Annotated in this window: 12 protein-coding genes; 10 read left to right on the forward strand and 2 right to left on the reverse strand. The window is 72.3% G+C overall.

Annotated elements, in window-relative coordinates:
• Position 1: 1 nt before the first annotated feature.
• The 3 genes from AB0316_RS12195 to AB0316_RS12205 all read left to right on the forward strand — a co-directional run bounded on the left by AB0316_RS12195 (position 2) and on the right by AB0316_RS12205 (position 3,876).
• Positions 2-1,249: a saccharopine dehydrogenase C-terminal domain-containing protein gene (locus tag AB0316_RS12195; RefSeq protein ID WP_366273276.1), complete on the forward strand. Its 1,248-nt coding sequence runs from the start codon at positions 2-4 to the stop codon at positions 1,247-1,249.
• Positions 1,250-1,323: 74 nt separating this feature from the next.
• Positions 1,324-2,787, forward strand: a complete 1,464-nt coding sequence (locus AB0316_RS12200; protein ID WP_366273277.1) for an NAD-dependent succinate-semialdehyde dehydrogenase — start codon at positions 1,324-1,326, stop codon at positions 2,785-2,787.
• A 72-nt stretch (positions 2,788-2,859) separates the two neighbouring features.
• Positions 2,860-3,876 carry a DnaB-like helicase C-terminal domain-containing protein gene (locus tag AB0316_RS12205; RefSeq protein WP_366273278.1) on the forward strand — a complete coding sequence of 339 codons (1,017 nt, stop codon included), beginning with the start codon at positions 2,860-2,862 and terminating at the stop codon, positions 3,874-3,876.
• 94 nt (positions 3,877-3,970) lie between these two features.
• On the opposite strand, the gene AB0316_RS12210 is transcribed toward AB0316_RS12205, so the two are convergent.
• Together AB0316_RS12210 and AB0316_RS12215 are read right to left on the reverse strand one after the other, a co-directional pair.
• The gene (locus AB0316_RS12210; RefSeq protein WP_366273279.1) at positions 3,971-4,318 is read right to left on the reverse strand and encodes a barstar family protein; all 348 of its coding nucleotides are present in this window, start codon (positions 4,316-4,318) and stop codon (positions 3,971-3,973) included.
• Entirely contained in the window at positions 4,315-4,773 is a 459-nt protein-coding gene (locus AB0316_RS12215) for a ribonuclease domain-containing protein (protein WP_366273280.1), read from the reverse strand. The genes AB0316_RS12210 and AB0316_RS12215 overlap by 4 nt, the downstream gene beginning before the upstream one ends.
• 77 nt (positions 4,774-4,850) lie before the next feature.
• Here AB0316_RS12215 and AB0316_RS12220 point away from each other — a divergent pair, with 77 nt between their 5' ends.
• The 7 genes from AB0316_RS12220 to AB0316_RS12250 all read left to right on the forward strand — a co-directional run bounded on the left by AB0316_RS12220 (position 4,851) and on the right by AB0316_RS12250 (position 12,381).
• Entirely contained in the window at positions 4,851-6,140 is a 1,290-nt protein-coding gene (locus tag AB0316_RS12220; RefSeq protein WP_366273281.1) for an SRPBCC family protein, read from the forward strand.
• A gap of 96 nt (positions 6,141-6,236) precedes the next feature.
• On the forward strand, positions 6,237-6,758 hold the full coding sequence (locus tag AB0316_RS12225; protein WP_366273282.1) for a pyridoxamine 5'-phosphate oxidase family protein: 522 nt from the start codon (positions 6,237-6,239) through the stop codon (positions 6,756-6,758).
• A gap of 27 nt (positions 6,759-6,785) precedes the next feature.
• Positions 6,786-7,988, forward strand: coding sequence for a 1-deoxy-D-xylulose-5-phosphate reductoisomerase (gene dxr / locus AB0316_RS12230; protein WP_366273283.1), 1,203 nt, complete (start codon positions 6,786-6,788; stop codon positions 7,986-7,988).
• Between the two features lie 109 nt (positions 7,989-8,097).
• Positions 8,098-9,444, forward strand: a complete 1,347-nt coding sequence (locus AB0316_RS12235; RefSeq protein WP_366273284.1) for a site-2 protease family protein — start codon at positions 8,098-8,100, stop codon at positions 9,442-9,444.
• 91 nt (positions 9,445-9,535) lie between these two features.
• Complete coding sequence (ispG, locus tag AB0316_RS12240; RefSeq protein ID WP_366273285.1) at positions 9,536-10,696, forward strand: flavodoxin-dependent (E)-4-hydroxy-3-methylbut-2-enyl-diphosphate synthase; 1,161 nt, start codon at positions 9,536-9,538, stop codon at positions 10,694-10,696.
• Position 10,697: 1 nt separating this feature from the next.
• Positions 10,698-11,375: a uridine kinase gene (locus AB0316_RS12245; protein ID WP_366273286.1), complete on the forward strand. Its 678-nt coding sequence runs from the start codon at positions 10,698-10,700 to the stop codon at positions 11,373-11,375.
• A gap of 160 nt (positions 11,376-11,535) precedes the next feature.
• Positions 11,536-12,381 (forward strand): GNAT family N-acetyltransferase, encoded by an 846-nt coding sequence (locus AB0316_RS12250; protein WP_366273287.1) that lies wholly within the window; start codon positions 11,536-11,538, stop codon positions 12,379-12,381.
• Positions 12,382-12,406 lie beyond the last annotated feature (25 nt).

Below are 12,406 nucleotides of genomic sequence, written 5' to 3' on the forward strand. Positions count from 1 at the left end.
CGTGCGAGTACTGATGATCGGTTCCGGTGGCGTCGGTGACGCCGCAGCGCGCATCGCCGCCGAGCGAGAGTTCTTCGAGCAGTGGGTGGTCGCCGACTACGACCTCGCCCGCGCCGAGCGCACCGTCGCGGCCGTGGCCGAGCGGCACCCGGGGGAGACGCGCTTCGTCGCCGCCCGCGTCGACGCCTCCGACGCCGGTGCCGTCGCGGCGCTGGCCCGCGAGCACGGGGCGACGCACGTCTTCAACGCCGTCGACCCGAAGTTCACGATGTCGGTCTTCGAGGGCGCGAGGGCTGCAGGGGCCGACTACCTCGACATGGCGATGAGCCTCTCGCACCCCCACCCGGAGCAGCCGTATGCCGTCACGGGGGTCAAGCTCGGCGACGACCAGTTCGCCGTCGCGGAGCAGTGGGAGGACGAGGGCCGCCTCGCCCTCGTCGGCATCGGCGTGGAGCCTGGCCTGTCGGACGTCTTCGCGAGGTATGCCGCCGACCACCTCTTCTCGCAGATCGACGAGCTGGGCACCCGGGACGGGGCCAACCTCGTCGTGCACGACGAGGAGGGCAACGAGATCTTCGCCCCGAGCTTCTCGATGTGGACGACGATCGAGGAGTGCCTCAACCCTCCAGTGGTCTGGGAGAAGGACCGCGGCTGGTTCACCACACCGCCGTTCAGCGAGCCGGAGGTCTTCGACTTCCCGGAGGGCATCGGGCCGGTCGAGTGCGTCAACGTCGAGCACGAGGAAGTGCTCCTCATGCCGCGCTGGGTCGACGCCCGGCGGGTGACCTTCAAGTACGGCCTCGGCGACGAGTTCATCAACGTGCTGAAGGTCCTGCACTCCCTGGGCCTCGACCGCACCGACCCGGTGTCGGTCAAGGGCGTGCCGGTCTCACCGCGCGACGTCGTCGCCGCCGTGCTGCCGGACCCGGCGACCATCGGGCCGCGGATGACGGGCAAGACGTGCGCCGGCCTCTTCGTGACCGGCACCGGCACGGACGGCCGCCCGCGGCGGACCTACCTCTACCACGTCGTCGACAACGCCGACACCATGGCCGCCTACGGCGCCCAGTGCGTCGTCTGGCAGACCGCGGTCAACCCCGTCGTCGCGCTGGAGCTGCTCTCACGCGGCACCTGGAAGGGAGCCGGGGTCCTCGGGCCGGAGGCGTTCGACGCGGTGCCCTTCCTCGACCTGCTCGCCGCGCCGAAGCCGGAGGGCTACGGCTCCCCGTGGGGTATGGACGAACGCTGAGCAGCAGCAGGTCCCCGGCGGTCGCCCGCAGGGGCCTCGATGACGACCACGACGACAGGATTAGGGTTTCAGGCATGGCAACGGTGACGCAGGAGTCAGTTCTCGAGTCGGTCCCCAAGGGGCTCTTCATCGGCGGTCAGTGGCGCGACGCGAGCGGGGGCAAGACCCTTGCCGTCGACGACCCGGCCACCGGCGAGGTGCTGACGCACGTGGCCGACGCCAGCGTCGAGGACGGCACGGCCGCGCTCGACGCGGCCGTCGCGGCCCAGGCGGACTGGGCACGCACGACACCGCGCGACCGCGCGGAGATCCTGCGGGCCGCATACGAGAAGATCACCGAGCGGGCCGACGAGTTCGCCATGCTCATGACGCTCGAGATGGGCAAGACGCTCGCCGAGTCGCGCGGCGAGGTGGCCTACGGCAGCGAGTTCTTCCGCTGGTTCTCGGAGGAGGCCGTGCGCATCGGTGGTCGCTACGCGACCTCGCCCAACGGCGCCACGCGCCTGATGACGATGAAGCAGCCCGTCGGCCCGGTGCTGATGATCACGCCGTGGAACTTCCCGCTGGCCATGGGCACCCGCAAGATCGGTCCCGCCATCGCGGCCGGCTGCACGATGGTCGTCAAGCCGGCCAGCCAGACGCCGCTGACCATGCTCGCCCTCGCCGACCTGCTCCGCGAGGTCGGCCTGCCCGACGGCGTCCTCAACGTCGTCACGACGAGCAGCACCGGCGAGGTCATGGAGCCGCTCATCCGCGACCCGCGCCTGCGCAAGCTCACCTTCACCGGCTCGACGCCGGTCGGCCGCAAGCTCATGGAGCAGGCCTCCGAGCAGATCCTGCGCGTCTCGATGGAGCTCGGCGGCAACGCGCCCTTCCTCGTCTTCGGTGACGCCGACGTCGACAAGGCCGTCACCGGCGCGATGCTCGCCAAGATGCGCAACATGGGCGAGGCCTGCACCGCCGCCAACCGCTTCTACGTCCACGAGTCGATCGCGGAGGAGTTCTCGGCCGAGCTCGGCAAGCGGATGGGTGCTCTCACGCTCGGTCGCGGCACCGAGGACGGTGTGGACGTCGGGCCCCTGGTCGACGAGAAGTCGCGCGACAAGGTGTCGGCCCTCGTCGACGACGCCGTCGAGAAGGGCGCGCGCGTCGTCGTCGGCGGCTCCGCCCGCGACGGCGCCGGCTGGTTCTACCAGCCCACCGTGCTCACCGACGTGCCGGCCGACGCCGACCTGACGCGCGAGGAGATCTTCGGCCCGGTGGCGCCGGTGTCGACCTTCACCACCGACGAGGAGGCCATCGCGATGGCCAACGACACCGAGTACGGCCTCGTCGCCTACCTCTTCACCAACGACCTGTCGCGCGCCCTCACGGTCTCCGAGGCGCTCGAGTTCGGGATGGTCGGCGTCAACCAGGGGATCGTGTCCAACCCGGCCGCGCCGTTCGGTGGCGTCAAGGCCTCCGGTGTCGGCCGCGAGGGCGGCTTCGAGGGCATCGACGAGTACCTCGAGACGAAGTACGTCGGCATCGCCCTCTGACGCCACCGTCGACCGGCGCCGGATTCCCCCGAAGGGCTCCGGCGCCGGGGAACGTTGTGGTGCAATCGGCGCATGGGGACACCAGACGGCCATCGTGACGCGGGGTCGCTGCGACCCCTGGACGCCCTGCTGACCGAGACCGACGAGGTCCTGAGACGCGGCACGCCCGCCGGTGCGCGGGTGTGGTCGACCGGCTTCCCGGCCCTCGACACCGTGCTCACCGGGGGCCTGCGCTCCGGCGAGCTCGTGCTGCTCGGCGGTCCGGCCGGCCACGGCAAGACGACGCTCGGGATGCAGGTGGCACGCAACGCCGTGGCGGCCGGCGGCTGCGCCCTCGTCTTCTCCTACGAGCACGAGAGCCACACCCTCCTCGAGCGGCTCATCTCGCTCGAGGCGGCCGAGGCCGACCCGGGCGAGGTCGCGGGTGTCATCGACGTGCGCCGTGCCCTCGAGACCGCCGACCGGGGGGAGTCGCTCGAGTCGGTGCTCGCCGCGCTCCGCGGCGGCGCCGGGGCGCACGCCGCCCTCGTCGGCTACGCCGACCGGCTGCAGATCCACGAGTCCTCCGGCGTCACGACGACCCTCGAGCAGGTGCGCGAGGCCGTCGCCCGTGTCACGGAGAGCACCGGCCAGGCGCCGCTCGTGCTGCTCGACTACATCCAGAAGGTGCCGGTCGACCGTCCCGGCGAGGACGAGCGGGTCACTGCGGCGGCCGAGGGACTGAAGGACCTGGCCCTTTCGGCGCGCGTGCCCGTCGTCGCCATCTCGGCCGCGGACAAGGACGCGCTGGCCTCGGGCCACCGGATGCGCACCCACGACCTGCGTGGCTCCTCGGCGCTCGCCTTCGAGGCCGACGTCGTCCTCATCGTCAACGACAAGGTCGACGTGGTCTCGCGCGAGCACCTCGTCTACAACCTCGGCAACATCGAGCGGTTCCGCGGGTGGTCGGTCGTCAGCATCGAGAAGAACCGCCACGGCAAGGCCCACGTCGAGCTCGAGTTCGCCAAGGACTTCGAGCACGGGCGCTTCCACCCGGAGGGCCAGGAGGTCAGCGAGCGCCTCATCGACGACCGCGTGTTCGTCTCCTGAGCACCCGAGGGCGTATGCCGTCCGCGGCGCACCCCGGGCCCGCGGGCTCGTGCGCGGGGTGGCGTGACGGCATACGGCGGCGGGCTGCCCCGGGCTAACGGGTGACGACGGTGACCAGGAGGTCGTCGCGCTCCTCGGCGGCCTGCTCGAGGATGTCGACCACGGTGTCGTAGCTCTCGCGGTCGTGCTCGCGCAGCGCCCCGGCGTGGTCCCAGACGAGCTCGATCGGGCCGTCGCGCGAGGGGTCGAGGTCGCGCAGGGCGTCGAGCAGCGCGTCCCAGTTGCGCCCGAACCAGTCCGGCAGGTCGAGACCGGTGGCGAACGCCTCGAGGACGCTCACCTTGTCGGTGCCCCCGGAGACGACGCGCACGTCGTGCCCGAGCCACCGCAGCTGCTCGATGTGGTCGTCCGGCTCGCTGTGCCGGCCGAGGAACGTCGTCACGTGCCCTCCCGGATCCGGTCGAACGAGGCGTAGTGGTCGGCGGTCCAGTACTTCTCGCCGCCGCTGCCGGTGATGATCCGGCGGGGACCGCGGTCCGGCGATCCCGGTGTCACGACGGTGAACTCGCGGTAGTAGCCGCGCGGCTCGGCCGGCAGGAGCCGCTCACGGTTGGCGAAGGTCTGGTTGTCGTTGCGCGGGTAGGGGAACGGTCCACCGGCCCGGATCAGCGCCAGGGTGTGGCGGGCCTCGGGCGGCAGGGAGGACTCGGGCACCCACGGCAGGCCGGAGGTGGGGTCGGTGGCTCCGGGGCCAGGGGTGTAGGTCGCGGTGGCCGAGGCCTGCTGGCTTCCCGGCGCGGGCGGGACCTGCCCGGCCCGGACGACGAGCCACGTGAGCACCACGACCACGACGGCGAGTACGGCCAGTGCCGTCTGGCGTGACCCGCGCGTCCTCACCGGACCATTCTCGCCGTCGGGGCGCAATGCCGCGAATCCGCTCACGCGTCGCCCGCGGCGACGGCAGACTCTCGGGCGTGAGCCTTCTGCGCGGCCTCTTCGGGGACCGGGCCGGCCGTCGCTCCGAGCCGGCCCCGGCCGTCGTGGTGCGCGACGTCGGGCACCGCGTCTTCATCGAGCGTGCGCCGGAGGACGTCTGGCCGCACCTCGTGACGCCCGGTCCCGGGGCGGAGCTGGGGGTGGACTGCGTCCGCGTCACGCCCGTGCCAGCGGTTGCGGGCGTCCGCGAGCCCGGCAGCCTGCCGGAGTTCGTCGGGGTCTGGCGGCGGCCGAACGGACGGCTGTGGGTGGGCCTCAGCACGATCGTCGACGTGGACCACGGGGTGCGGGTCGTCGCCCGGGCGCAGGACGGCGCGGCGGACCTGACGGTAACCACGACCCTCGAGCCGCTCGACGGCGGGTGCGTCGTCGAGCAGCAGCTCACGGGGCTGGCGCCCAGCGACCCGGTCGCCGAGTTCGCCCGCGCGTGGATGGCCCGGGCGCTGCTGGGTCTCAAGGCGGACGTCGAGGGAAGCCCACGGGGACGCACCCGGGACATGGCCGCCGAGGAGCCGGTCGACGAGGCGGCCTCGAGCGGCTTCGTTGGTCACGGCCCCGCATCGGGTGGGGTGCCCGGGGTGCTGCCGGTGCACGAGACGGCCTCCGTCGACATCGCCGTCACCCCCGCCCAGCTCTGGGAGGTGCTGGGCCAGCCCTCGTCCGAGCAGCTGCTCAAGCCCTCGCTGGAGCAGCTCGTCCGGCTGGACCTCGCCGACGAGCCCGGCCGCGAGCACGTGCTCGCGGTCCACCGTCACGACGACGGACGGCGCGCGGTCTCGGTCTCGCTCGTCGTCGAGGCCACCCCGGCCGCCCGGATCGTCGAGCGCGACCTGACGTCGTCGCACGAGGCCGACGTGGTGACGACCATCGAGCCGTGCGAGCTCGGGGCACGCCTCACCGAGACGTTCACCGGCTGGCTGCCGGCCGGCCCCGGTCGCGTCGTCGACGGCTCGGGCATCGCAGCGCTGATGCGCACCAGGTTGGCCGTCGCCAAGAGCCTCGCCGAGGCCGGGGCGCTGCCGCAGCGTGACCCGCTCACGGGCTTCCTGCCGCCGGGCCAGCAGCCGGTGCAGGAGTCGGTGCAGGAGTCGGTGCAGGAGTCGGTGCAGGAGTCGGTGCCGGCCGCCTCGGTGGTCGCCTCGGTTCCCTCGAGCGTGCTGCTCCCGCCACCACACGTCGCGGCGCCCGCGGCGGCCTACGACTTCGGGCCGTGGCCCGTCTGGGGAGTCGATGGCTTCGCGACGGCGGCCGACCTGCTCTGGTGGTGACCGGGGGAGCCGACACCCCGCGGGTGACCGGCAGGCGCGACTGACCGGCACGCGCGAACCGGCCCGGGTGTCGGTGCACGGCGCTAGCGTCGGAGGATGCTCGAGACACCCGACGAGACGGCAGCCCTGCAGGCGCTCCTCGACGCCTCGCACGCGCGGGCGACCGGTCACCTGCGCAGCATCATCGACGACGAGCGCACCCTGACCGCCGAGCAGCTGGTCGCCCTGCTGACGGGGATGAAGGTGCTGTCGGTCGCGACCGTGACGGCCTCCGGCGAGCCGCGCATCAGCGCCCTCGACGGTCACTTCCTCCACGGCACGTGGACCTTCGGCACCTCGGGCTCGTCGGCCAAGGCGAGGCACCTCGAACGCCGACCGGCGGTCAGCGTGGCCCACATCGACGGCGAGCAGCTCGCCCTCTTCAGCCACGGCCAGGCCGAGCTGCTGCAGCCGGGGCCGGACCTCGACGAGGTCGTCGCGCACTGGACCGCCCACTACGGCAGCAGCCCACTCTCCTGGGGCGACGACATCCGGATGTACCGCCTGAGGATGGCGTGGGCTGTCGCCTACGCCTTCCAGCGCGACGAGCTGCTGGCCCAGCGGGGCATCGCGACGTAGCCGGCGCCGCTGCGGAAGAATGCGCGGGTGACTGACACCTCCGAGCGTCCCCGCCGCGTCGTCCTGCTCGGCTCCACCGGCTCCATCGGCACGCAGGCCCTCGACCTGGTCCACCGCAACCGTGACCGGTTCCAGGTCGTCGGGCTCTCCGCCGGGTCCAACCTCGACCTGATCGCCGAGCAGGCCGTCGCCCTGCAGGTGCCCGTGGTCGCAGCGGCGAGCGCGACGCAGGAGGCCCTCGCCCGAGCGGTCGCGAGCGCGGCCGACGCGGCCGGCGTCACGGCATACGACCCGGAGCTGCTCGTCGGTCCGGGAGCGAGCACGGCGCTGGCGGCGCGGGAAGCCGACGTCGTCGTCAACGGCATCACGGGCGCGATCGGCCTGGAGCCCACGCTCGCTGCCCTCCGCGCGGGCACGACGCTGGCGCTGGCCAACAAGGAGTCGCTCATCATCGGCGGCCCGCTCGTCAAGGCGCTCGCGGCGCCGGGCCAGATCGTCCCCGTCGACTCGGAGCACAGCGCCATCGCGCAGTGCCTGCGCGGGGGACGGGCAGAGGAGGTGCGCCGACTCGTGGTGACCGCCAGCGGTGGTCCCTTCCGCGGTCGCAGCCGCGCCGAGCTCGCCGACGTGACGCCGCAGCAGGCGCTGGCCCACCCCAACTTCTCGATGGGCCGCGTCATCACGACCAACTCGGCGACGCTCGTCAACAAGGGGCTGGAGGTGATCGAGGCGCACCTGCTCTTCGACATCCCGTTCGAGCGCATCGACGTCGTCGTGCACCCGCAGCAGATGATCCACTCGATGGTCGAGTTCGTCGACGGCTCCACGATCGCCCAGGCCGGGCCGCCGCGCATGCTCGTGCCGATCGCGCTCGGGATGAGCTGGCCCGAGCGCATCGCCGACGCCGACGTGCCGGTCGACTGGACGAGGGCCCAGTCGTGGGAGTTCGAGCCGCTCGACGACGACGCGTTCCCGGCCGTCGCCCTGGCGCGCCGGGTGGGGGAGGCGGGCGGCACGTGGCCGGCGGTCTACAACGCCGCCAACGAGGTGGCCGTCGACGCCTTCCACGACGGTCGCATCGGCTTCGTCGACATCGTCGACACCGTGGCGAGGGTCGTCGACGCGTATGCCGCCGAGCCGGGCGCGCAGGCGCGTGAGCTCACGCTCGACGACGTGCTGGCCGCCGACGCCTGGGCCCGAGCGGCGGCGGCGCGCACCATCCCCGCCTGAGCGCGCGGATCGAGGTGATCGGCGACCGCATCCGGTCGCGGATCACCTCCAAGCGGGCGCCTAGCCACATCGAACCGGGACCACAGCGAGGGGATGTGACAATGAGCGGGTGCTGTTCTTCCTAGGGGTCCTGGTCGTCGTCGTCGGCGTGGCACTCAGCATCGCGCTGCACGAGATCGGACACCTCGTCCCGGCCAAGAAGTTCGGGGTCAAGGTCACCCAGTACATGGTCGGCTTCGGGCCGACCATCTGGTCGCGCCGGCGTGGCGAGACAGAGTACGGCATCAAGGCCATCCCGCTGGGCGGCTACGTCCGCATGATCGGCATGCTGCCGCCGCGTCCCGGTGACAAGCCGGGTGAGCTGCGCACCCTCTCGACGGGGCGGTTCAGCCAGATGGTCGACCAGGCACGGGCCGACTCGATGGAGGAGGTCCAGCCCGGCGACGAGGACCGCGTCTTCTACCGGCTGAGCCCCGGCAAGAAGATCGTCATCATGCTCGGCGGCCCGATCATGAACCTGATCATCGCGGCCGTCCTGCTGACCGGTGTCATCACGCTCTACGGACTGCCGCAGGTCGCCCCGAAGGTCGGGCTGCTCTCGCCGTGCGTGCCGACGGCGACCCCGACGCTGCAGGTGCCGCAGCCGCAGTGCAAGCCGGGGGACCCGGTCGCCCCGGCCAAGGCGGCCGGCCTGCAGGAGCGCGACCGCATCCTGTCGGTCGACGGCGAGCCCATCAGCAGCTGGGACCAGGTCACCGCGGCCATCCGCGACAGCAACGGCAAGCCGATGACGTGGGTCGTCCAGCGCGGCGACCGCAAGGTCACCATCTCGATCAAGCCGGCGGTCATCGACCGCGCCACCTACGACGCCAAGGGCAACCCGGTCGCCAAGGACGGCAAGCCGGTGCTGGCGTCGATGGGCTTCGCCGGCATCACGCCGACGCAGGAGCTCGTCAAGACGCCGATCACACAGGCGCCGGTCTTCGTCTGGGACCGGGTCGTCGACACCGCCTCGATCATCGTCAACATCCCCCAGAAGATGGCGGGCGTCGTCCAGGCAGCGTTCGGCTCGCAGGAGCGTGACCCCAACGGGCCGATCTCGGTGGTCGGGGTCGGTCGCATCGGCGGCGAGGTCGCTGCGCTCGACATCCCCGCCGACGAGGGCGGCAACTGGGTCAAGCTGGCGCAGCTGGTCCTCATCATCGCCTCGCTCAACCTGGCGCTCTTCGTCTTCAACCTGATCCCGCTGCTCCCGCTCGACGGCGGGCACGTGGCAGGGGCCATCTGGGAGGCGATCAAGCGGGGCTGGGCGCGGCTGCGGCACCGCCCCGACCCCGGCTTCGTCGACGTGGCCAAGGGCCTGCCCATCGCCTACGGCATGTCCCTCGTGCTCATCACGATGTCGGTGCTGCTCATCTACGCCGACATCGTCAAGCCGATCAAGCCCTTCGGCTGAGCCCGGCGGGCCCACCCAGAGCGACCCCCGCGCAACCCCGCGGCGACCTGCCCACGCAGGGTGCGGTCGCGGAGCGAGCAATAATGGCGCCATGAGCGTCTCCCTCGGTATGCCGTCCGCGCCCCCGCCGGTCCTCGCCCCCCGGCGTCAGACCCGCCAGATCCAGGTCGGCAAGGTGGGCGTGGGCAGTGACTTCCCCGTCTCGGTGCAGTCGATGACGACGACGCCCACGACCGACGTCAACGCGACGCTCCAGCAGATCGCCGAGCTGACCGCCGCCGGCTGCGACATCGTCCGTGTGGCGTGCCCCAGCCAGGACGACGCCGAGGCCCTGCCGGCGATCGCCCGCAAGAGCCAGATCCCGGTCATCGCCGACATCCACTTCCAGCCGAAGTACGTCTTCGCGGCCATCGACGCCGGCTGCGCGGGCGTGCGCGTCAACCCGGGCAACATCCGCCAGTTCGACGACCAGGTCAAGGAGATCGCGCGCGCGGCCAAGGACGCCGGCGTCTCCATCCGCATCGGCGTCAACGCGGGCAGCCTCGACAAGCGGCTGCTGGCCAAGTACGGCAAGGCCACCCCGGAGGCGCTCGTCGAGTCGGCCGTGTGGGAGGCCGGCCTCTTCGAGGAGCACGACTTCCACGACTTCAAGATCTCCGTCAAGCACAACGACCCCGTCGTGATGGTCCGCGCCTACGAGCTGCTCGCCGAGCGCGGCGACTGGCCGCTGCACCTCGGCGTCACCGAGGCGGGGCCCGCCTTCCAGGGCACCATCAAGTCGGCGACCGCGTTCGGAGCACTGCTCTCGCGCGGCATCGGCGACACCATCCGCGTCTCCCTCTCGGCCCCGCCGGTCGAGGAGGTCAAGGTCGGCATCCAGATCCTGCAGAGCCTCAACCTGCGCCCGCGCAAGCTCGAGATCGTCTCGTGCCCGTCGTGCGGTCGCGCCCAGGTCGACGTCTACACCCTCGCCGACCAGGTGACGGCCGGCCTCGAGGGCATGACCGTGCCGCTGCGCGTCGCCGTCATGGGCTGCGTCGTCAACGGCCCCGGTGAGGCCCGCGAGGCCGACCTCGGCGTGGCCTCGGGCAACGGCAAGGGCCAGATCTTCGTCAAGGGCGAGGTCATCAAGACCGTGCCCGAGGCGCAGATCGTCGAGACCCTCATCGAGGAGGCCATGCGCCTCGCCGAGGAGATGGGCGAGCCCGTCGACGAGGACTCGGCCGGGTCCCCCAGCGTCACCGTCGGCTGAGGTGCGCCCGCCCGTCACCTCGACCCGGCGCTTCGAGGTCCTGCGGGAGCTCGCCGAGCAGGTCGTGGCCGTGCGCCCGGGGGAGCGGGTCGCCGTGGCGATCGACGGGGTCGACGGGGCCGGCAAGACGGTCCTCGCCGACCAGCTGGCCGAGGTCGTCGCCGGCCTCGACATCAGGCGCCACGTGGTGCGCGTCTCGATCGACGGCTTCCACCGGCCGAGGGCCCAGCGGACCGCCCGCGGCCGGGGGCCCGAGACGTTCTACGAGGACTCCTACGACTACGACACCTTCCGCCGCGTCGTGCTCGAGCCGTTCCGCCGTGGTGAGCCCGTGACACCGGCCGTGCACGACGTCGACGCCGACCGGCCGGTCCACCCCGAACCGGTCCCGGTCGGACAGGACACGGTCCTGCTCGTCGACGGGATCTTCCTCCAGCGGCCCGAGCTGGCGGGCGAGTGGGACGCGACCGTCTTCGTCGACGTGCCCTTCGCCGTGTCGGTGCCGCGGGGCAACGGGCGGTTCCCCGGAGACCACGACGCCGACCCGGAGGCCGAGTCCAACCGGCGCTACGTCCAGGGCCAGCGACTCTACCTCGCTGCCGCCGACCCGCGCGCGTGTGCGACCTGGGTGCTCGACAACACCGACCTGGCCCACCCGGTGCTGCACCGGCGTCGCTGAGCCGGCCGCCCGCGTACGCCTCCTGCCGCCCACCGCGGCCGTGCACGGCGACACCCTGGCGCCGCCTCAAGGCCCCGCTCGGACGCCACGAGCGCACGTCCGGAGTCGCCGCGAGGCGCGCCAAGGTGACACCCGCGCCGCGGACGGGCAGTCTGGGGAGGTGCTCCGCCAACGCCTTCCCGTGCGGCCGCTCTCGTCGGCCGACCACGACGCAGCGCTCGCCCTCTGCGCGCGCAACCGCGTGGCGAACGCGTTCGTCGCGGCCCGCATCGTCGAGGGCGCGCTGCGCACGTCGCCGGGCGCGCTGCTCGGGCACTGGAACGAGGGGCAGCTGCGCGGGCTCGCGTGGGTCAGCGCCAACGTCGTCCCGGTCGAGCTCGACGACGACGGCCTGGCGGCCGTGGCGTCGCGGATCATGCGGATGCGACGCCAGTGCGCCTCGATCTTCGGCCCGAGCGCACAGGTCGCCGGGCTGTGGGAGCGTCTCGGCCCGACATGGGGTCCGGCGCGCGCCATCCGCACCCACCAGCCGCTGCTGACGACCACGATCCGGCCGTCGTCTCTCGGGCTCGACCTCGATCCCGACATCCGACCGGCCCGCCTCGACGAGGTCGACCTCGTGCTGCCGGCCGCGGCGCACATGTTCACCGAGGAGATCGGCTACCCGCCGTACTTCGGGTCCGACCGCGGCTACCGGGCGAGCATCGCGGCGCTCATCCGGGCCGGTCACACCTTCGTCAAGGTCGAGGACGGCGAGGTGGTCTTCAAGGCCGACGTGGGCTCGCTCGCCCTCGGGTGTGCGCAGGTCCAGGGTGTCTGGCTGCACCCGCGGCTAAGGGGCCGGGGCCTGTCCGTGCCGGCGATGGCCAGCGTCGTGGAGCTGGTGCTCACGACCATGGCCGACGAGGTGTCGCTCTACGTCAACGACTTCAACACCCCGGCCCGGGCCACCTACGACCGCTGCGGGTTCCGCGAGGTGGGCTCGTTCACCACGGTGCTGCTCTGACCCGGCCGGGACCTAGGGTGAGCCA

Origin of the sequence: Terrabacter sp. NPDC080008 (assembly GCF_040702505.1) — a bacterium.
Lineage (GTDB): Bacteria > Actinomycetota > Actinomycetes > Actinomycetales > Dermatophilaceae > Terrabacter.

Bases quoted from the DNA above. Each gene is read 5' to 3' on its own strand.
- AB0316_RS12200 (WP_366273277.1), top strand. From the start codon at position 1,324: ATGGCAACGGTGACGCAGGAGTCAGTTCTCGAGTCGGTCCCCAAGGGG.
- AB0316_RS12205 (WP_366273278.1), top strand. From the start codon at position 2,860: ATGGGGACACCAGACGGCCATCGTGACGCGGGGTCGCTGCGACCCCTG.
- AB0316_RS12225 (WP_366273282.1), top strand. From the start codon at position 6,237: ATGCTCGAGACACCCGACGAGACGGCAGCCCTGCAGGCGCTCCTCGAC.
- ispG (WP_366273285.1), top strand. From the start codon at position 9,536: ATGAGCGTCTCCCTCGGTATGCCGTCCGCGCCCCCGCCGGTCCTCGCC.